Origin of the sequence: Comamonas sp. 23, from assembly GCF_049601575.1 — a bacterium.
GTDB lineage: Bacteria > Pseudomonadota > Gammaproteobacteria > Burkholderiales > Burkholderiaceae_C > Comamonas > Comamonas squillarum.
The window spans coordinates 2,664,957-2,683,291 of sequence record NZ_CP187127.1 but is presented as its reverse complement, the minus strand read 5'-3'; the positions used below and the strand labels follow the sequence as shown (position 1 = coordinate 2,683,291).

The following is an 18,335-nucleotide window of genomic DNA, read 5'->3' as shown; positions in this document are numbered from 1 at the left end:
TGCCGTGTTTACGGCAGCGCCTTGTCATGCGCCCATTGCCCGCCGGGCATGAGCAAATAGTCTTCGCAATCGATCTCGCTGCAGCGCACACTACCGAGCAATTGCAGCATCACCTGGTCCTGGGTGCGCACATCGGTCGAGCGCCCCTGCACTTTCACCGCCAGCAGACGGCTGTCCTTGCCCCAGCGGGCGATCTCATGGCCTTCGACCACGGCTGCCGTGCTGTCCCAGCCTTCGCGGTGCGCGGTGCGCACCGTTGCCAGCCGGCGCGAGAGGATGCGCTCGGGCCGCACGCCCACCAGCACCACCTGTCCGCGCAAGCCCGCCAGGTTTTTGTCCAAGGTCGGCAGGTCCACCACACGCCGGGCCTGGTACTGGCGGACCATCGCCTGCAGACGCTGGGCATTGGCGCTGTACTCGCGGCGCTGCTCGGGCTGGCCGGCATTGTGCTGCTGCTGGGCCGCTGCATTGTTGCTGTACTGCTGAAACAGCAGCTCGCTCCCCTGCAGCGAGGCCGTGGCCCGCACCACCGGCGCGGGCAAATGGCCATCGGCGTCTGCCGCCAGCTCAAAGCCCTGGTAGAGCATCAGCCGCACCAGGCTCTGCGCCGCAGCAGGGCAGGCACGCTGCCAATGCTGCAAGGCGGCCTGCAGCCATTGCCGCGCCACCTGCTCGGAGCCCAGCGGTGAATGGATATCGACCAGCACATGCAGCGCCATCAGCGCGCAGGCATCGGCTGGCGTGTTGCCGTCCAATGCCGCCTGCACCCACAGGCGCCCGCCCTTGCCTTCGCTGTCGGCCAAAGGGCCCAGATCGAGCAGCACCTGGCTGTCGGCCAAGGGCCTGGCAGCGCGCACGGCCGGTCGGCTGAGGAAAATGCCCCGGTCAAAGCGGCCCTGCCAGACAATCGGCGACGCGCCCGTATCGCTGCGCGGCAGCCACTGCGCCCGGCCCTCGCCTTGGGCCAGGCCGTTTTCACAGCCACCCTGGTACGAGAACACGTATTGCCAGGACTGGGCCAGTGGCGCGCCGCTGCGGGCGACGCAGCTGCTGCCCGGCGCTGCCGGCATGCCCGGCTGGGTTTGCGCGCCCGCAGCCACACCCATGCCGACCATGGCTGCGCACAGCAGGCGCTGCGCCAGCAAGCGCTGCGCCAGCCGCGTTGCGGCCATCCGGGAGTTGGCGGGGGTGGAACGCATCCGGGCCTGCAGTGCTTAGAGCGGAATATTGCCGTGCTTGCGCCAGGGGTTCTCAAGCTGCTTGTTCTTGAGCATCTCCAGGCTGCGGCAGATGCGCTTGCGCGTCTCGTGCGGCAGGATCACATCGTCGATAAAGCCCCGGGCGCCTGCGACAAAGGGGTTGGCAAAACGGGTCTTGTATTCGGCCTCGCGCTTGGAGAGCTTATCCGGGTCGTTCTTGTCTTCGCGGAAGATGATCTCGACGGCGCCCTTGGCGCCCATCACCGCGATTTCCGCCTGCGGCCAGGCCAGGTTCACATCGCCGCGCAGGTGCTTGGAAGCCATCACGTCATAGGCACCGCCATAGGCCTTGCGCGTGATGACGGTGATTTTGGGCACCGTGCACTCCGCGTACGCGTACAGCAGCTTGGCGCCGTGCTTGATGATGCCGCCGTACTCCTGGCTGGTGCCGGGCATAAAGCCGGGCACATCGACAAAGGTGACCACGGGGATGTTGAAAGCATCGCAAAAGCGCACAAAGCGCGCGGCCTTGATGGAGCTCTTGATATCCAGGCAACCGGCCAGCACCAGTGGCTGGTTGGCCACAATGCCCACCGTTTGGCCCGCCATGCGGGCAAAGCCGATCAGGATGTTCTTCGCGTACTCGGGCTGCAGCTCAAAGAAATCGCCGTCATCCACGGTCTTGATGATCAGCTCCTTCATGTCATAGGGCTTGTTCGGGTTCTCGGGCACCAGGGTGTCGAGCGACATATCGGCGCGGCTGACCGGGTCGGTAGTGGCACGCACCGGCGCCTTTTCGCGGTTGTTGAGCGGCAGGTAGTTGTAGAGGCGGCGCAGCATCATCAGCGCCTCGACATCGTTGTCAAAGGCCATGTCGGCCACACCGCTCTTGCTGGTGTGGGTGACGGCGCCGCCCAGCTCTTCTGCGGTGACCTGCTCATGGGTCACCGTTTTGACCACTTCGGGGCCGGTGACGAACATGTAGCTCGAATCCTTGACCATGAAGATGAAGTCGGTCATCGCCGGCGAGTAGACCGCGCCACCGGCGCAAGGGCCCATGATCATCGAGATCTGCGGCACCACGCCCGAGGCCAGCACATTCTTCTGGAACACATCGGCGTAGCCGCCCAGCGACGCCACGCCTTCCTGGATCCGGGCGCCGCCCGAATCGTTGAGGCCGATGACCGGCGCGCCCACCTTCATCGCCTGGTCCATCACCTTGCAGATCTTCTCGGCATGGGTCTCGGACAGCGCGCCACCGAACACGGTGAAATCCTGGCTGAAGACAAAGACCAGGCGGCCATTGATCATGCCGTAGCCAGTGACCACGCCGTCGCCCGGGATCTTGGTCTCTTCCATGCCAAAGTCGGTGCAGCGGTGCTCGACAAACATGTCCCACTCTTCGAAGGTGCCGTCGTCAAGCAGCAGCTCGATGCGCTCGCGCGCCGTGAGCTTGCCCTTTTTGTGCTGCGCATCGATGCGCTTTTGCCCGCCGCCCAGGCGGGCGAGTTCACGCTTTTTCTCCAGTTGTTCCAAGATATCTTGCATGTTCCATCCTTGAAGCTTGCTAGGTTGTCTCTCTGTCTTGATCGGGGCTTGCTGCCCGGCTCAATCCGCTTTGTGAATCATCGCCGCACTGCTTTGCGCCTGCAGCAGGTTTCTGGCCGCTGTCGACGCCGCCAACTGGCCTGACGCCACTTGCTGCTGCACAGCAGGCAGCATATCGCGCACGGCAGGGTGGCTGCGAAACGCCAGCTTGAGCCCATGGTCAATACGCTCCCACATCCAGGCGAGCGACTGCTTCTCGCGCCGCTGTGCCAGGCAGCCATTGCGGGTCTGCATCTGGCGGTAGCTGCTGACCGCGTCCCAGAACGCCTCAACGCCATCGCCCAGCAGCGCGCTGATCTGTATCACCCGGGGCTGCCAGAGCGCGCCGCGCGCCGCATGGTCATGGCTGCCATGCATGCCCAGCAGGCGCAGGCTGGAGGTGATCTGTGCCTGCGCACGGGTGGCGGCATTCGGGTCGATGTCGGCCTTGTTGATGACCACCAGGTCGGCGAGCTCCATCACGCCTTTTTTGATGGCCTGCAGGTCATCGCCGGCATTGGGCAGCTGCAGCACGCAGAACATGTCGGTCATGCCATGCACCGCTATCTCGCTTTGGCCGACACCGACGGTCTCGACCATCACCACGTCGTAGCCCGCTGCCTCGCAGACCAGCACCGCCTCGCGCGTCTTCTCGGCCACGCCGCCCAGCGTGCCGCTCGACGGGCTGGGCCGGATATAAGCTTCGCTACGCATCGACAGCTGCTCCATGCGCGTCTTGTCGCCCAGGATGGAGCCGCCTGACACCGTCGACGACGGGTCAATCGCCAGCACGGCCACGCGCAAGCCCTTGCCGATCAAATACAGCCCCAGGGTTTCAATAAAGGTCGATTTGCCCACGCCGGGCACACCGCTGATGCCCAGGCGAAAAGACTTGCCAGTATGCGGCAACAGCGCCGTCAGCAGTGCATCGCCCAGCGCGCGGTGGTCGGCGCGGGTCGACTCCAGCAAGGTGATGGCCTTGGCCATCGCGCGCCGCTGCAGCGCCGGGTTGCTCCGTTGCGTAATGGCGGCAACGCGCTCGGCAACATCGGTATTCATGCCGCCGCCCTGTCAAAACACTGCCGCAGCGCCCCTGCCACAGGGGCGCCTGCCGCCATCATTTGTATCGCCAACACCATATCCACTACCTCTATGCCGGGGTCCACTGGTACAACAGGTCAATCGGATCGCCGCCCGTGTGCACAAAGCCATGGCGCTCGTAAAACCGGATCGCGTCGCTGTGGTTCAACACCTCCAGCCACACCGCCCGGCCCTCCTGCCGCGCTTGGGCTTGCACCTGCTGCATGGCCCAGTCGCCAATGCGGCGGTTATGCCAGGCCGGCAGCAGATAGAGGTGCTGCAATTTCAGCCGGCCATCTTCATGGGGCACTACCGTCAGCAGCCCGGCGTGCTGCGGGCCTGCGCCCTCGTCCACACAGATATGCCGCATGTACTGCGGCGCAAACTGGCCTTGAAACCGCTTGCGCGCATGGTCCAGGTTAAAGATGCCCAGCCGCTCCAGGCTCGGGCGCATCGCGACCACGCGCAGCGCAAACAGCGCTTCAAAATCACTTTCGGCAACCGGGGCGAAGGAGAGATTCATGCTTTCTCCAAGCCTTTCTTCGTCTTTTGGTGTAGCCAGTAGGCACCATAACCCAGTGCAACCCACACGCCCAGCCCGACGACAACCTGGCCCCAAGCAGGCAAAGTGAGCACCCGGTACAACATGTATAGATACAGAATGCCAAGGGCAGGCTCGATGAACATCATGACAAGAGCCTTCACATAGTCTTGCCAGAAAGGCCCTTGGTTGCCCTTGCCCATACCGATTTAGACAGCAACCGCTTTCTTGATCTGCTCGAGCACATCCTTGGCGCTGGCCGGGATCGGGGTGCCCGGGCCGTACACGCCTTTGACGCCTGCGTTGTAGAGGTAGTCGTAATCCTGCGCCGGGATCACGCCGCCCACAAACACAATGATGTCGTCCGCGCCCTGCTTCTTGAGCTCTTCGATGATCGCGGGCACGAGGGTCTTGTGGCCGGCGGCCAGAGTCGAGACACCGACGGCATGCACATCGTTCTCAATCGCCTGACGGGCGCATTCCTCGGGCGTCTGAAAGAGTGGGCCCATGTCCACGTCATAGCCCAGGTCGGCAAAGGCGGTCGCCACCACCTTGGCGCCCCGGTCATGCCCGTCCTGGCCGAGCTTGGCAATCATCACGCGCGGGCGGCGGCCCTGGGCTTCGGCAAAGGCTGCGATCTCGTCCTTGAGCTTGTCCCAACCTTCGGCCGAGTCATAGGCGGCGGCGTAGACACCGGTCACCTTTTGCGTATCGGCGCGGTGGCGGCCAAAGGACTTCTCCAGCGCGTCAGAGACTTCACCGACGGTGGCACGCAGCCGCACCGCCTGGATGGCCAGGTCCAGCAGGTTGCCCTCGCCCGACTCGGCAGCGGCGCTGAGCGCCTGCAGGGCCTTGCCCACGGCAGCGGCATCGCGCGTAGCCTTGATCTGGTTCAGGCGCGCAATCTGGCTGTCGCGCACCTTGACGTTGTCCACCTCAAGGATGTCAACCGGTTCTTCCTTGGCCAGCTTGTACTTGTTGACCCCGACAATCACTTCCTTGCCCGAGTCGATGCGGGCCTGCTTCTCGGCAGCCGCCGCCTCGATCTTGAGCTTGGCCCAGCCGCTGTCCACCGCCTGGGTCATGCCGCCCATCGCGTCGACCTCTTCGATGATCTTCCAGGCCGCGTCCGCCATGTCCTGGGTCAGCTTTTCCATCATGTAGCTGCCGGCCCAGGGGTCGATCACATGGGTGATGTGGGTCTCTTCCTGGATGATGAGCTGGGTGTTGCGCGCAATGCGGGCACTGAACTCGGTGGGCAGTGCGATCGCTTCGTCAAGCGCATTGGTGTGCAGCGATTGCGTGCCACCAAACACGGCGGCCATCGCCTCGATGGTGGTGCGCACCACATTGTTGTAGGGGTCCTGCTCGGTCAGGCTCCAGCCGCTGGTCTGGCTGTGGGTGCGCAGCATCAGGCTCTTGGGGTTCTTGGCTTCAAAGCCGGTCATGATGCGGCACCACAGCAGGCGGGCGGCGCGCATCTTGGCGATTTCCAGGTAGAAGTTCATACCTACCGCCCAGAAAAAGGACAGGCGCCCGGCAAACGCATCCACATCCATGCCCTTGGCGATGGCGGTTTTCACATATTCCTTGCCGTCGGCCAGGGTGAAGGCCAGCTCCAGCGCCTGGTTGGCGCCGGCTTCCTGCATGTGGTAGCCGCTGATCGAGATCGAGTTGAACTTGGGCATGTTCTGGCTCGTGTACTCGATGATGTCGCCGATGATGCGCATGCTCGGCTTGGGCGGGTAGATGTAGGTGTTGCGCACCATGAACTCTTTGAGAATGTCGTTCTGGATCGTGCCCGAGAGCTGGTCCTGCGCCACGCCCTGCTCTTCGGCAGCTACCACATAGCCGGCCAGCACCGGCAGCACCGCGCCATTCATCGTCATCGAGACCGAGACCTTGTCCAACGGAATGCTGTTGAAGAGGATCTTCATGTCTTCGACCGAGTCGATCGCCACCCCGGCCTTGCCGACGTCGCCGGTCACGCGCGGGTGGTCACTGTCATAGCCCCGGTGCGTGGCCAGGTCAAATGCGACCGACACACCTTGGCCGCCCGCGGCCAGCGCCTTGCGGTAGAAGGCATTGGATTCTTCGGCGGTCGAAAAGCCGGCGTACTGGCGAATGGTCCAGGGCCGCACTGCGTACATCGTGGCCTGCGGGCCGCGCAGGTACGGCGCAAAACCCGGCAAGGTATCAGCAAAAGGCAGGTCGGCGGTATCGGCAGCAGTGTAGAGCGGCTTGACCGTGATTCCATCGGGCGTCAGCCAATCGAGGCTGCCGACATCGCCACCAGGGGCGGATTTGCTGGCGGCCTTGTCCCAGGCGGCGCGGTCGGCCTTGGGAAACTCGGATGCAGTGTTGTGCTTCGCGGAATCAGTCATGTCTCAAGCTCGGGATACGTTATAGACAGTGCATATTGGCCTACCCACGGCCGCCAGGCAAGTGTACATTATTCATAATTATGAATGCAGAATTTTGAATTTCAGTCGCCTTCTGTACAATGGCGCCACCGATGAGCCTTCCCACATTTGCGCCGCGCGCGCTGTACCAGGACGTTGCCGAGCTACTGCGGCAACGCATTTTTGCGCACCAACTCCCGCCTGGCAGCTGGATCGATGAGTTGAAGATTGCCGAAGAAATAGGCATCAGCCGCACGCCTTTGCGCGAGGCCTTGAAGGTGCTGGCCACCGAGGGCCTGGTCACGATGAAGCTGCGCCGTGGCGCCTATGTGACTGAGGTGTCGCAAAAAGACCTGCTCCAGGTCTACCACCTGCTGGCCTTGCTCGAGAGCGATGCCTCCGCCGAGCTGGCCCGCTGCGCCAGCGCCGAACAGATTGCCGAGCTACAAGGCCTGCATGAGGCGCTGGAAGCCGCTGTCGATGAGCGCGATGCCTTTTTTATTGCCAATGAGCGCTTTCACATGCGCGTGCTGGAGATGCTGGACAACAAATGGCTCAGCCAGATGGTGGCCGACCTGCGCAAGGTGATGAAGCTCAACCGCCACAACTCCCTGTTCAAATCCGGCCGCATCGAGGAATCGCTGCAGGAGCACCGCGCGCTGATGCGGGCGCTGGCCGCACACGACAGCAGCGCTGCACGCGCCTGCGTCATGCTGCACTTCAAGAACGGCCTGGCAGCGGCGTCTTAGCGCCGTTAACACAACCCTTGATACGTCGTTGCCTAGCTGGCCGCCTCAAGCCTTGTCGTACGTCTGTACTGTCTGCGGCTTGATGCCTCGTCTCAACCGCAAACCTTCGGTTTGCGGGGTCGTCCTAGCGACTCCTAGCCTTGACGCAGCGCTGCTCTGGCTGCCTCAGCCCTTGAGAAAATGCGCAGCGCCCTGCGCTGCCCGCACGCCGCTCGACAAGGCCGCCGTCAGCAAATAGCCGCCCGTCGGCGCTTCCCAGTCCAGCATTTCCCCCGCGCAAAACAGCCCCGGCCGGGCATGACACATCAGGTCATGCGACAGCGCGGTAAAGGCCACGCCACCGGCAGTGCTGATCGCCTCATCGATGGGGCGCGTAGCGGCCACGGTGATCGGCGCTGCCTTGATGGTGCGGGCCAGCAGCTCGGCATCCTGCATCCCCGCCTTGCCCAGCACTTCAAACAGCAAGGCAGCCTTGATGCCCTCCAAGCCCAGCCGGCTCTTGAGGTGGCTGGCCAGGCTGCGCGAGCCGCGCGGGTGGCGCACTTCGGCCAGCACGCGCTCGGCGCTGTGGTCAGGCAGCAGATCAACCAAGAAGGTGGCGCTGCCCTGGGCCTGGATCGCGTCGCGCAGCAGCGCAGACACGGCATAGACCAGGCTGCCTTCAACGCCAGCGTCGGTGGCGACAAACTCGCCACGGCGTGCAAGACCCGCCTCGCTGCCGTCCTCAAAGCGAATGGCCACCGATTTGAAAGGCTGGCCGGCAAACTTGCTGGCAAAAAACGGCGACCAGCCGGGTGCCTTCTCGCCATTGGCGGCCGGCAGCATGCGCACATCAAAGCCGCAGTTGGCCGGTGCAAGCGGGGCAGTTTGCACCCCTGCCTGCTCAAGCAGCGGCACCCAGGCGCCGTCCGAGCCAAGCCGCGCCCAGCTGCCGCCGCCCAGCGCCAACACCGTGGCGCGCGCTTGCACGGCAGTCTCGCCATCGGGGGCAGCAAAGCGCAATGCGCCTGCCGCGTCCCAGCCCAGCCAGCGGTGGCGCATAGCAAAACGCACGCCAGCGGCCCGCATGGCCACCAGCCAGGCGCGCAGCAAGGGCGCGGCCTTCATGTCCTTGGGAAACACCCGGCCCGAGGTGCCAACAAAGGTCTCGATGCCCAGATCCTGGGCCCAGGCCTGCACTTCCGCCGCACCAAAATACTGCAGCCAGGAGGCGACGACAGCCTGCTGACGTCCGTAACGCCCGACGAACGGCGCCATGGGCTCGGAGTGGGTCAGGTTGAGGCCGCCGCGCCCGGCGAGCAAAAACTTGCGCCCTACCGAAGGCATCGCGTCATAGACCGTCACCTGCAAACCGGCCTGCGCCAGGCGGTGCGCCGCCATCAGGCCCGCCGGGCCGCCGCCAATGACCGCCACATCTATAGGGGCGGGCGAAGAAGAGGAGTGGCTGGGCAAGGTCATGGCAAAAGCAACGCAAAAGAGAACAAGGGGGCGAACCATACACCAAGTCCAGCCCCTGGTGGACAAGGATTGGTACTTTTCACGAAGGGCTGATGCAGCGCATACCCGCAAGGCCGCATCGTCGGGCGCTCTCTAGTACTATGGAGTAATGGATCGTCCTGTCATTTCCCTGGTGGACCTGCGTCTGCACGATGCAGGCCTGGCCATGCCCGCACCGGCCGGCACTGCGCAGCCCCACATCGGCGCTGTACATGACCGGCGCCATCGGCCACTGCGGGATCTGCGCATCAGCGTGACGGACCGCTGCAACTTCCGCTGCAGCTACTGCATGCCCAAGGACGTGTTCGACAAGGACCACCAGTACCTGCCGCACCGCGATTTGCTCAGCTTTGAGGAAATCACCCGCACAGCGCGCCTGTTTGCGCAGCTGGGCGTCGGCAAGCTGCGCATCACCGGTGGCGAGCCGCTGCTGCGCAAGAACCTGGAAACCCTGATCGCCCAACTGGCCCAGCTCGAGACGCTCAACGGCACGCCAATGGACCTGACCTTGACGACCAATGGCTCCCTTCTGGCACGCAAGGCGCGCGCCCTCAAAGACGCCGGGCTCAAGCGCTTGACTGTCAGCCTCGACAGCCTGAGCGACCCGCTGTTCCGCCAGATGAACGACATGGACTTCCCGGTCGCCACGGTGCTGCAAGGCATTGAGACCGCGCAGGCGGTGGGCTTTGGCAACATCAAGGTCAACATGGTCGTCAAGCGCGGCGTCAATGACCACGAGGTCGTCGCGATGGCGCGCCACTTTCGCGGCAGCGGCGTGACCCTGCGCTTTATCGAATTCATGGATGTGGGCGCCACCAACGGCTGGCGGCTCGAAGAGGTACTGCCCTCGGACGCCGTGCTGGAGCGCCTGCAGTCCGCCTTTGCACTCACCCCGCTGTCAGCGACTGCGCCTGGCGAGACTGCCGTGCGCTGGGGCTATGTCGGCGCCAACGGCCAGCATGACCCCAGCCTCGGCGAAATTGGCCTGATCAGCAGTGTCACCCACGCCTTTTGCCAGGACTGCAACCGCGCGCGCCTCTCGACCGAGGGCAAGCTGTTCTTGTGCCTGTTTGCCAGCGAGGGCTGGGACTTGCGTGCCATGCTGCGCAACGGCGCCAGCGATAGCGATATTCGCCAGGCCCTTGCCCAGGTCTGGGGCCAGCGCAGCGACAACTACAGCGAGCAGCGCAGCCTGCATCCCGAGATCGCCCTGCAACGCCAGCGGGTGGAGATGAGTTATATCGGCGGCTGATTCGGCCCGGCCCTCCTGTGATGGGCGCATCTGCCCGATGGCCTCAACCCCCTGCTCCGTTGCACCATGTCCTCTTGCGCACCAACCATCCCGCCCGAACACATCACCGGCCTGGTGTTGGCAGGCGGCCAGGGCACGCGCATGGGGGGTGCTGACAAAGGCCTGCAGCTGCTCGGTGGCCAGGCGCTGGCCAGGCACTGCGCCCAGCGGCTGCAGCCCCAGGTGGGGCCACTGCTGATCAATGCCAACAGGCACTTGGAGGCCTACCGCGCGCTGGGCTACCCAGTGGTGCCAGACCTCAGCCTGCCAGACACCGAAGCTTTCCCGGGCCCATTGGCAGGCTTCGCCGCCGGCCTGGCAGCTTGCCAGACGCCGTGGCTGGTGACGGTGGCCTGCGACACGCCGCATTTTCCGCTGGACCTGGCGCAGCGACTGGCGCAAGCTGCGGCCGCCCAGGGCTGCCCCATCGCGATGGCCTGTACACCATCTGAAGAGACTGGCAGCGACCGCCCGGTACTGCAACCCACGTTTTGCCTGATCCATGCCAGCCTGGCAGCCAGTGTTCGGCAATTTGTCGCCGGCGGCGGGCGCAAGCTGCGGCAGTGGGCGGCGCAACACGGAAACTGCCTGGTGCTTTTTGGCGATGCCCAGGCGTTCTACAACGCCAATACGCCTGAAGAATTGGCCCGGCTGCAGGACATGCCAGCGCCGCACAAGTGACTGGTGCTGACGAATCAACGCCGGGCCGGTGCTATAACGGTCCACACGACCACCGCACATTTGGAGCCGCCTTTTGACCTACTCGGCACAGCACCTCAGCCAGGAGCCCCAGCGCTCCGACATCGACACCCAGCCCGGCTTGACCGTCCTGGAATTTGGCACGCCCTGGTGCCCGCATTGCCTGGGCGCGCAAGGCCTGATCGAGCAGGTGCTGGGCCCGCGCGCCGATATTAAGCATCTGAAAGTGGAAGATGGCCCCGGCCGCCCCTTGGGCCGCAGCTACCGCATCAAGCTCTGGCCCACCTTGGTGGTGCTGCGCGATGGCCAGGAAGTGGCCCGCGTGGTGCGCCCGACCGATGCGGCCAGCATCAACACGGCACTGGCAGCGCTGCAAACGCCATAAATTGAAGGGGCTCGGCGCATACATGCCGAGCCTGCCATGCGTGCCTAGACCGGTGTGACCGAAAACGCCGTGCTGGGCGCCGTGGGGTCTTCGGGCGACACGCCAAAGTACATCACACCCACGCCATGCAATTGCACCGATTCGCGGCGCACGGCAGTGGCGGGGTTGGCACCAAAGCTCACCCAGGTGCCATAGCGGCTCAGATCGGTGTAGATCACATTGCCGCTGCGCCAGTCGATGCGGCCATGCTGGCGGGAGACGCGCCGGTCCAGCACCACCCATTCCGAATCCGATGAGCGGCCGACAAAAATCGGCATCTCCTGGGTGCTGAAAAAACGCTCCACCCCACCCGATGCCAGCCGCAGCCGCATCTGCACCACGGCCTCGGGCTTCATCGGCAGGACAGAGTCGTACGCGGTCACGACCTCCTGGGCTTCGGGCTCGATCCACTGCACCTGGTAGAGCATTTGCTGCTCGGCCTTGCCGCGCACATCCATCCAGCCCATCGGCACAAACACAGTATCGGCGCGGGCGCCGGACTCCATCGTCGAGGCGGCGGCCCAGACCTCGCGGTGACCGGCCTTTTCACACAGGCGCGCGGCCATGTTGACCGAGTCGCCATAGCAGTCGCCCTCCATCAGCACCACTTCACCGGTGCTCATGCCCACACGTACATGGAATTTTTGCGATGCAGGCAGGGAGTCCCACTGCCCGTAGTGGCGGCGCATCAGCATGGTCATGGCGCTCACGGCCAAGGCACTGCTGTTGAAGATGGCCAGCACACCATCACCCAGGGTCTTGATCACCCGCCCCCCCGCTTGCACGACGACTTGCTTGAAAGCGTCCGTCATGCCCGCGACTGCTCGCGCAGCACGCTCATTGCCCAAGGTTTCGAACAATGCGGTACTGCCCGAGATATCGATGAATACCACGGTGGCGACAGTTGTCATGGATTTTCTTGTTACGGCAGGGGCTGCCTCCTCCCCAGGAGCAACGCCAGCCTATGTATCAATAGCGACCATGCATATTACACTGCAAACCGGCGCCCGCGGCCAGTCTGGCCCCGTCGTCGAACTTACGAATTGTTTAGATTCCAACAGCCAGGGGTCTACCCTGGCTTGTCACAAGCCCCAGTCCAACGCGCATGGTAGATGGCTGGGCAGGCTGTGAACCCAGGCCCAGCCCACGCTTTGCGTTATTGGTGGCCCCAATAAATCAGTGCGTCACGGCCTTCAACGCTCAGCGATACCTGGGCGCCCACCGGTAGCAGCACCTTGGTGGGCACATGGCCAAAAGGCAGGTTGGTAAAGACAGGGGCCTCGATCTGCGTGCGCAGCCACTGCACGACGCTGGCCAGCTTGAATCCCTTGTCATGCGCGTTCAGCTGGTAGTCGCTGAACTGGCCAAACACCACGGCCTTTTGCTGGGCCAGCACGCCGGCGTGCAGCAGGGTCGTCAGCAGGCGCTCGATCTTGTAGGGCGTCTCGCCCACATCCTCGATGAACAGCACGCCGCCTTTGACCTTGGGCAGGTAAGGCGTGCCTACCAGCGACGCGATCATCGCCAGGTTGCCACCCCACAGCGTGGCCTTGGGGATGTAGACATCGGCCGAGGCCGAGGCGCCGGTCACCGTGCCGGTTTTTTCAGCCGTCAGCCGCCAGCCGGCGCCCTCGCCCGCGCCGCTCAGCAGGTCTTCAAAGCAGTCCTGCATGATGTCGTCGATACCATCTTTTGCGCCAAAATCTCCCACCAGCGCCGGGCCGGCCCAGGTCATGGCACGGGTCTTGGCATACAGCGCCAGCTGGAACGCCGTGAAATCGCTCAGGCCGACAAAGCGCGTACCCGAAGCCACGGCCTTGGCGATCTGTTCATAGTCCAGGCGGTGCAACAGGCGCGAGAGCCCATAGCCGCCCCGGCTGATCATCGCCACATCGGCGCCGCTCTCGCAGGCCCGGGCGATGGCCGCCAGGCGCGTGTCGTCGTCACCGGCAAAGCGGGTGCTGGATGCGAGCGCATCCTGGTCCACCTCGACCTGGTGGCCCATGGCCTCCAGGCGCTTCACTGCACGTTGGAATGCCTTTTTATCGCGCACAGCGCCCGAGGGTGAATACACATAAATATGCTTGGGGCCGTGGGCATGGTGGTGCTGGCAATGCGCGTGGTCGCAGTGACCCTGGTCGTGGTCATGGGAGTGGTCGTGCTGGTGCATGGCGGCAAACAAAGGTAGAGAAAGGCAGGCACGGGGCCGCCCAATAAGAGGAGCGGTGCCCGGTTCTGCGCGCAAAACCGGCACCTTCGGTGTTGGGCGGCATTATGCGGCCAAGCGCGTTGGCGGCGGGCCACACGGGGACTAAGGCCATGGGCCAGAGAGGGGCTGCGGACCCAGCGTGCCACTCAACCCAGCGCCTGCGGGCGCACCTGGATCAGGCTGAACACGCCCTGTACGCCAATGGCACCGTTGGCCAGCGCCACCGCCCGGTCCAACAAGGGCCTGGATGACACCGTGCCGCGCAAGGTGACCATCGCGTGCGAGGTCTCCACCTGCAGCGCAGCGAGCTCATCGCTTTGCGAGGCGGCCAGCGCATCGCTCACCTGCGAGGTGATCGCATCATCGTCGGCGCGCCGGCGGTTGGCCTGCGCTGCGCGCTCCACCGCCTCGCTGGCCCGCTGGCCCGAGGCATCGAGTGTCTGCCCCAGCCCCTGGCTCCAGCGCCAGGCCTGCTGCAAGGCCCCGCCTTGCCAGAGGAAGACAGAGCCGGCGCCCAGGGCCGCGAGCACCAAGGCCCAGACAGCAATCGATTTGGCAGTGGAGGAGCGACGGATCAAGTGCATGGGAAGCGGGCGCAAAAGCAGACACAAAGGCAGGCACAGGAAAGGGCAAGACCCGGCCAGCATGGCACTGGCCGTGCCATCCATTGTGACGGCAGCCAGGCCGCCTGCCAAGGCTTTGCGACAAGCGGCAGCAAGCTATACCGGAAAGACACGCGGCCTTGGCAGTTCTTCACGGGCGGGGCTGGGCGCTGCGGCTGCAGTCACCGTTGCGCAAGCGCCTGGCTGCAAGTGCGCGTCGATGCGGCGACAATGCTGCCATGCAGCCCTCCCTGATTTACCGCATTTTCCCCTTCCTGCGCTGGCCCAAGCCCACCCAACAACTCTTGCGCGGTGAATTCATGGCGGGGATGACGGTGGGGCTGATGCTGGTGCCCCAGGGCGTGGCTTATGCGCATCTGGCCGGCATGCCGCTGATCACCGGCATCTATGCCTCGATCATTCCCGCAGCCGTGGCCATCCTCTTTAGCCCCTCGCCTCGGCTGGGCGTCGGGCCCACGGCGCTGAGCGCCTTGCTCATTGGCGCCTCGCTCACCGGCATGGCCGAGCCCGGCTCGGCCCAGTGGGTCATTCTGGCAGCGTGGATGGCCATCATGGCCGGCCTGGTGCAGCTGAGCCTGGGCCTGGTGCGCGCCGGCTGGCTGCTGAACCTGGTGACCTCACCCGTACTGGCCGGCTTCACGCAGGCCGCTGCGCTGCTCATTCTGGCCTCGCAGTTGCCCAGTTTGCTGGGCATGCGCAGCGACTGGGCCACGGTCTGGGACAACCCCTCGCTGGGCCTCTTCGACTGGCGCTCCATCCTGCTGGGCCTGGCGAGCATCGCCATCCTGGTGGTGGGCAAAAAGTGGCGCCCCGCCTTTCCGTCTGCTGTTTTTGTCATCGGCTGCACCGGGCTTATCAGTTGGGCCACCGATTTTGCCGACAAGGGCGGCGCCGTGGTCGGCCACTTGCCCACGGGCCTGCCGCAGCTGGTCTGGCCGGGCATGCTGGACTGGTCGCAGTTTGGCCTGCTCGTCATGCCGGTGCTGGTGATCTCGCTCGTCAGTGCGCTGGAGACCGCCTCCAGCGCCCAGGTCGAGCACCAACAGGCGGGCACGCGCTGGGACAGCAGCCAGGAGCTGGTCGCGCAAGGCCTGTCCAAGATGAGTGCCGGCCTGTTTGGCAGCTTTGCCACCAGTGCCTCGTTCTCGCGCTCGGCCGTCAATCTGCTGGCCGGCGCCAAGACGGGCTACGCCAATGTCTTTTCCATCTTGCTGGTCGTGGCCGTCGTGCTGTGGTTCATCCCGGCGCTCTACCATGTACCGCAGGCCGCGCTCGCTGCCATCGTGATGACGGCTGTCGCCAACCTCGTCAAGCCCCGCGTCCTGGTCTACCTGTTCAAGATCTCCCGCATCGAAGGCAGCATTGCAGTGGCCACCTTTGGCGTCACCTTGCTGACGGCGCCACGCATCTACTGGGGCGTGCTGTCGGGCATCTTGCTCAGCTCCTGCTACTTTCTCTACAACCGCCTGCACCCGCGCATTGTTGAAGTAGGCCTGCACCCCGATGGCAGCCTGCGCGACCGCCATCTGTGGCAACTGCCCCCCTTGGCCCCGGATCTGCTGGCCCTGCGCATGGATTCGGAGCTGGACTTTGCATCGGCTGCCGCGCTGGAGGAGCGCGCCGCCAATGTCTGGACCCAGCACACGCACTACCGGCAGCTCGCCCTGTTGGCCCAGCCGATGAACCAGATCGACATCACCGGCGTCGAAGCCTTTGTGCGGCTCGAGCGCATGGCTGCCAAGCGCGGCGGCATGCTGCACATCGTTGGCATGAAGCTGCCCGTGGAAGCCCGCCTCAAACGCGCCGGCCTCTTGCAGGACAACCCGCATCTGCGCATGTACCGCACCGATGCCGAGTTTCTGCAGGCGATGCGCCGCGCGCACAGCGATGACGGCATCGAGTATTCCATCTAGCGACCTCGGTCCGGCACTGCGGGTGTCCGGGGACCAGCGCGGCCCTGGCTACAATAGCCGCCCGCGATGCGCTGCGCTGCGCCGCAGGCCGCTCTCTCCCACCCGACGCTTTGCCAGATAACCACCGTGCCTTCGATTCTCAACATCTCCTGCTACAAGTTTGTCAGCCTGACCGACTGTGAGGCGCAGCGCGAGCTGCTGGCCCAGCGCGCGGCCGATCTGGCGCTCAAGGGTACCGTGCTGCTGGCCGAGGAAGGCATCAATTTCTTTCTGGCCGGGCCCGCTGAGGCCGTGCATGCCTGGGTGGATGCGCTGCGCGGGGACCCGCGTTTTGCCGATGTGCAGCCCAAGGAAAGCTGGTCGCAGACGGTGCCGTTTCGCAAGATGCTGGTCAAGGTCAAGCCCGAGATCATCCGCATGGACCACCCGGCGATACGCCCTGCCAACGGCCGGGCGCCTTCGGTCAGCCCCCGCGATCTGCAGCGCTGGCTGCAGCAAGGCCATGATGACCAGGGCCGCCCGGTGGTGACGCTGGACACGCGCAATGACTATGAGGTCGATGAAGGCGCTTTTGTCGGCGCGATCGACTGGCGCCTGCGCAAGTTCACCGAGTTCCCCGCGCAGTTGCGCGCGCACCGCCAGGACTTGGAAGGCAAGACCGTGGTGAGCTACTGCACCGGCGGCATCCGCTGCGAAAAGGCCGCCATCCTGATGCAGGAAGAAGGCCTAACGCATGTCTACCAGCTCGAAGGCGGGATCCTCAAGTACTTTGAAGAAACCGATGGCAGCGGCTACCAGGGCAGCTGCTTTGTGTTTGACGAGCGCCGCGCCGTCGATGATGGCCTGCGCCAGACGGCGCTCAAGACCGAGTCCTGAGCGGCCAAGCGCTCAGGCCCCGTCTCGCCACCTCTCAGGCAGCGCGGCGCTTGGCGTCCAGGCTCCAGGCACCGGCCCCAAAGGCAGCGAAGGCCAGCAGCCCGCCCACGATGGCGATGTTCTTGTTGAACAGCAGCTTGGTGACCATCACGGCCTCGGCGGGAACCGACCAGTAGGCATGGAAAATCACCGTCGCGGCCAAGGTAAAGATGGCCAAAATGGCGGCGGCATAGCGCGTGCCCAGGCCCAGCAGAAGGGCCAGGCCGCCCAGGATCTCAATGGCCAGGCCCACGGCCACCCCCACCTCGGGCATCGGCATGCCCGCCGACTGGGCGTAACCCACGGCCCCGGCAAAGCCGGTCAACTTGCCCCAGCCCGGAATGACAAAGAACCAGGCAATCAGAATGCGGCCCAACAGAGCCAAAGGATTTTGCAATGCGTTCATATTTTTCTCCTTGAAATAACACCACCACTACTCACACCTACCCCACACGGGGCGCTGTCCTCAAGGGCGGCGCCCCGTGAACATCAAGCCGCCAGGTCAAACACCAGCACTTCGGCATCGCGCGCTTGCGCCAATCGCAGCGATGTCTCCTGGTCCAGATAGGCCGCATCACCGGTGTGCAGCGCCTGGTCGTTGACCGACACCTCGCCCCGCACCACATAGACATAGGACTTGCGTCCGGGCGACAGGCGCAGGCTCGCCTCCTCATCGCCATCGAACAAACCGGCATACATGCGCGCATCGGCATTCATCGTCAGTGAGCCTTGCGCCCCATCGGGCGACACCACCAGGCGCAGCTGGCCGCGCTTGTCCGCGTCCGAAAACGTCTTTTGCGCATAGCTGGGCGCAACGCCTTTGCGATCGGGCTCAATCCAGATCTGCAGAAAATGCGTCTCCTGACCGCTGGCATGGTTGAACTCGCTGTGCTGCACGCCGGTGCCCGCGCTCATGCGCTGCACATCGCCCGGTGGCAGGCCTTCGATATGGCCCATGCTGTCCTTGTGCGCCAAATTGCCCTCCAGCACGTAGCTGATGATTTCCATGTCGCGGTGGCCATGGGTACCAAAGCCCTTGCCCGGGGCCACGCGGTCCTCATTGATCACACGCAGATTGCCCCAGCCCATGAAGCGGGGGTCGTAGTAGCCGGCAAACGAGAAACTGTGGTTGGAGCGCAGCCAGCCATGGTCGGCATGGCCACGATCAGCAGATTTACGAACCATCAACATTTTTGATCTCCTGTC

At 64.4% G+C, this 18,335-nt stretch carries 18 protein-coding genes; 6 read left to right on the top strand and 12 right to left on the bottom strand.

The genetic code is table 11. The annotated features are described in order from the left end of the window. Window positions 1–8: 8 nt before the first annotated feature. The 6 genes from ACPEE1_RS12060 to scpA all read right to left on the bottom strand — a co-directional run bounded on the left by ACPEE1_RS12060 (window position 9) and on the right by scpA (window position 6,791). Entirely contained in the window at window positions 9–1,199 is a 1,191-nt protein-coding gene (locus tag ACPEE1_RS12060; RefSeq protein WP_423932846.1) for a hypothetical protein, read from the bottom strand. Between the two features lie 15 nt (window positions 1,200–1,214). Then, entirely contained in the window at window positions 1,215–2,747 is a 1,533-nt protein-coding gene (locus ACPEE1_RS12055) for an acyl-CoA carboxylase subunit beta (RefSeq protein WP_021026063.1), read from the bottom strand. 60 nt (window positions 2,748–2,807) lie between these two features. Continuing rightward, window positions 2,808–3,845: a methylmalonyl Co-A mutase-associated GTPase MeaB gene (gene meaB, locus ACPEE1_RS12050; protein ID WP_182341495.1), complete on the bottom strand. Its 1,038-nt coding sequence runs from the start codon at window positions 3,843–3,845 to the stop codon at window positions 2,808–2,810. A 91-nt stretch (window positions 3,846–3,936) separates the two neighbouring features. Beyond that, on the bottom strand, window positions 3,937–4,389 hold the full coding sequence (locus ACPEE1_RS12045) for a GNAT family N-acetyltransferase (protein WP_423932842.1): 453 nt from the start codon (window positions 4,387–4,389) through the stop codon (window positions 3,937–3,939). Then, window positions 4,386–4,610, bottom strand: coding sequence for a hypothetical protein (locus ACPEE1_RS12040; RefSeq protein ID WP_423932839.1), 225 nt, complete (start codon window positions 4,608–4,610; stop codon window positions 4,386–4,388). Before ACPEE1_RS12040 ends, ACPEE1_RS12045 begins: the two co-directional genes overlap by 4 nt. A gap of 6 nt (window positions 4,611–4,616) precedes the next feature. Continuing rightward, the gene (scpA, locus tag ACPEE1_RS12035; RefSeq protein ID WP_182341504.1) at window positions 4,617–6,791 is read right to left on the bottom strand and encodes a methylmalonyl-CoA mutase; all 2,175 of its coding nucleotides are present in this window, start codon (window positions 6,789–6,791) and stop codon (window positions 4,617–4,619) included. 131 nt (window positions 6,792–6,922) lie between these two features. Here scpA and ACPEE1_RS12030 point away from each other — a divergent pair, with 131 nt between their 5' ends. Then, complete coding sequence (locus ACPEE1_RS12030; protein WP_116925737.1) at window positions 6,923–7,558, top strand: GntR family transcriptional regulator; 636 nt, start codon at window positions 6,923–6,925, stop codon at window positions 7,556–7,558. A gap of 165 nt (window positions 7,559–7,723) precedes the next feature. Here the strand turns inward: ACPEE1_RS12030 and ACPEE1_RS12025 are convergent, their stop codons facing one another. Continuing rightward, on the bottom strand, window positions 7,724–9,016 hold the full coding sequence (locus ACPEE1_RS12025) for a TIGR03862 family flavoprotein (protein ID WP_423932835.1): 1,293 nt from the start codon (window positions 9,014–9,016) through the stop codon (window positions 7,724–7,726). Between the two features lie 148 nt (window positions 9,017–9,164). Between ACPEE1_RS12025 and moaA the strand changes: the two genes are divergently transcribed. From moaA to ACPEE1_RS12010, 3 genes are all read left to right on the top strand, one after another. Continuing rightward, complete coding sequence (gene moaA / locus ACPEE1_RS12020; RefSeq protein WP_423932832.1) at window positions 9,165–10,307, top strand: GTP 3',8-cyclase MoaA; 1,143 nt, start codon at window positions 9,165–9,167, stop codon at window positions 10,305–10,307. Window positions 10,308–10,373: 66 nt separating this feature from the next. Then, complete coding sequence (gene mobA, locus ACPEE1_RS12015) at window positions 10,374–11,027, top strand: molybdenum cofactor guanylyltransferase MobA (protein WP_116925740.1); 654 nt, start codon at window positions 10,374–10,376, stop codon at window positions 11,025–11,027. A 73-nt stretch (window positions 11,028–11,100) separates the two neighbouring features. Beyond that, on the top strand, window positions 11,101–11,430 hold the full coding sequence (locus tag ACPEE1_RS12010) for a thioredoxin family protein (RefSeq protein ID WP_116925741.1): 330 nt from the start codon (window positions 11,101–11,103) through the stop codon (window positions 11,428–11,430). Between the two features lie 44 nt (window positions 11,431–11,474). On the opposite strand, the gene ACPEE1_RS12005 is transcribed toward ACPEE1_RS12010, so the two are convergent. The 3 genes from ACPEE1_RS12005 to ACPEE1_RS11995 form a co-directional block, all read right to left on the bottom strand. Beyond that, window positions 11,475–12,380: an adenylate/guanylate cyclase domain-containing protein gene (locus ACPEE1_RS12005; protein WP_021026052.1), complete on the bottom strand. Its 906-nt coding sequence runs from the start codon at window positions 12,378–12,380 to the stop codon at window positions 11,475–11,477. Between the two features lie 245 nt (window positions 12,381–12,625). Next, complete coding sequence (locus ACPEE1_RS12000) at window positions 12,626–13,639, bottom strand: LD-carboxypeptidase (RefSeq protein WP_423932828.1); 1,014 nt, start codon at window positions 13,637–13,639, stop codon at window positions 12,626–12,628. A 185-nt stretch (window positions 13,640–13,824) separates the two neighbouring features. Further along, window positions 13,825–14,262, bottom strand: a complete 438-nt coding sequence (locus ACPEE1_RS11995; RefSeq protein WP_423932825.1) for a BON domain-containing protein — start codon at window positions 14,260–14,262, stop codon at window positions 13,825–13,827. A gap of 257 nt (window positions 14,263–14,519) precedes the next feature. On the opposite strand from ACPEE1_RS11995, the gene ACPEE1_RS11990 reads away from it, so the two are divergent. Both ACPEE1_RS11990 and ACPEE1_RS11985 read left to right on the top strand, forming a co-directional pair. Next, window positions 14,520–16,214 (top strand): SulP family inorganic anion transporter, encoded by a 1,695-nt coding sequence (locus ACPEE1_RS11990; RefSeq protein ID WP_182341519.1) that lies wholly within the window; start codon window positions 14,520–14,522, stop codon window positions 16,212–16,214. Between the two features lie 126 nt (window positions 16,215–16,340). After that, a complete protein-coding gene (locus ACPEE1_RS11985) occupies window positions 16,341–17,090 on the top strand; it encodes a sulfurtransferase (protein WP_423932822.1) in 750 nt (249 codons plus the stop codon). Window positions 17,091–17,124: 34 nt separating this feature from the next. Here ACPEE1_RS11985 and ACPEE1_RS11980 read toward each other — a convergent pair whose 3' ends face one another. Together ACPEE1_RS11980 and ACPEE1_RS11975 are read right to left on the bottom strand one after the other, a co-directional pair. After that, window positions 17,125–17,535 carry a DoxX family protein gene (locus ACPEE1_RS11980; protein WP_116925744.1) on the bottom strand — a complete coding sequence of 137 codons (411 nt, stop codon included), beginning with the start codon at window positions 17,533–17,535 and terminating at the stop codon, window positions 17,125–17,127. A gap of 83 nt (window positions 17,536–17,618) precedes the next feature. Then, the gene (locus tag ACPEE1_RS11975; RefSeq protein WP_116925745.1) at window positions 17,619–18,320 is read right to left on the bottom strand and encodes a pirin family protein; all 702 of its coding nucleotides are present in this window, start codon (window positions 18,318–18,320) and stop codon (window positions 17,619–17,621) included. Between the last annotated feature and the right edge of the window lie 15 nt (window positions 18,321–18,335).

Excerpts from the sequence above, each read along its gene's own strand:
- ACPEE1_RS12060 (WP_423932846.1), bottom strand. The coding sequence starts at position 1,199 with ATGCGTTCCACCCCCGCCAACTCCCGGATGGCCGCAACGCGGCTGGCG.
- ACPEE1_RS12055 (WP_021026063.1), bottom strand. The coding sequence starts at position 2,747 with ATGCAAGATATCTTGGAACAACTGGAGAAAAAGCGTGAACTCGCCCGC.
- meaB (WP_182341495.1), bottom strand. The coding sequence starts at position 3,845 with ATGAATACCGATGTTGCCGAGCGCGTTGCCGCCATTACGCAACGGAGC.
- ACPEE1_RS12045 (WP_423932842.1), bottom strand. The coding sequence starts at position 4,389 with ATGAATCTCTCCTTCGCCCCGGTTGCCGAAAGTGATTTTGAAGCGCTG.
- ACPEE1_RS12040 (WP_423932839.1), bottom strand. The coding sequence starts at position 4,610 with ATGGGCAAGGGCAACCAAGGGCCTTTCTGGCAAGACTATGTGAAGGCT.
- scpA (WP_182341504.1), bottom strand. The coding sequence starts at position 6,791 with ATGACTGATTCCGCGAAGCACAACACTGCATCCGAGTTTCCCAAGGCC.
- ACPEE1_RS12030 (WP_116925737.1), top strand. The coding sequence starts at position 6,923 with ATGAGCCTTCCCACATTTGCGCCGCGCGCGCTGTACCAGGACGTTGCC.
- ACPEE1_RS12025 (WP_423932835.1), bottom strand. The coding sequence starts at position 9,016 with ATGACCTTGCCCAGCCACTCCTCTTCTTCGCCCGCCCCTATAGATGTG.
- moaA (WP_423932832.1), top strand. The coding sequence starts at position 9,165 with ATGGATCGTCCTGTCATTTCCCTGGTGGACCTGCGTCTGCACGATGCA.
- mobA (WP_116925740.1), top strand. The coding sequence starts at position 10,374 with ATGTCCTCTTGCGCACCAACCATCCCGCCCGAACACATCACCGGCCTG.
- ACPEE1_RS12005 (WP_021026052.1), bottom strand. The coding sequence starts at position 12,380 with ATGACAACTGTCGCCACCGTGGTATTCATCGATATCTCGGGCAGTACC.
- ACPEE1_RS12000 (WP_423932828.1), bottom strand. The coding sequence starts at position 13,639 with ATGCACCAGCACGACCACTCCCATGACCACGACCAGGGTCACTGCGAC.
- ACPEE1_RS11995 (WP_423932825.1), bottom strand. The coding sequence starts at position 14,262 with ATGCACTTGATCCGTCGCTCCTCCACTGCCAAATCGATTGCTGTCTGG.
- ACPEE1_RS11990 (WP_182341519.1), top strand. The coding sequence starts at position 14,520 with ATGCAGCCCTCCCTGATTTACCGCATTTTCCCCTTCCTGCGCTGGCCC.
- ACPEE1_RS11980 (WP_116925744.1), bottom strand. The coding sequence starts at position 17,535 with ATGAACGCATTGCAAAATCCTTTGGCTCTGTTGGGCCGCATTCTGATT.
- ACPEE1_RS11975 (WP_116925745.1), bottom strand. The coding sequence starts at position 18,320 with ATGTTGATGGTTCGTAAATCTGCTGATCGTGGCCATGCCGACCATGGC.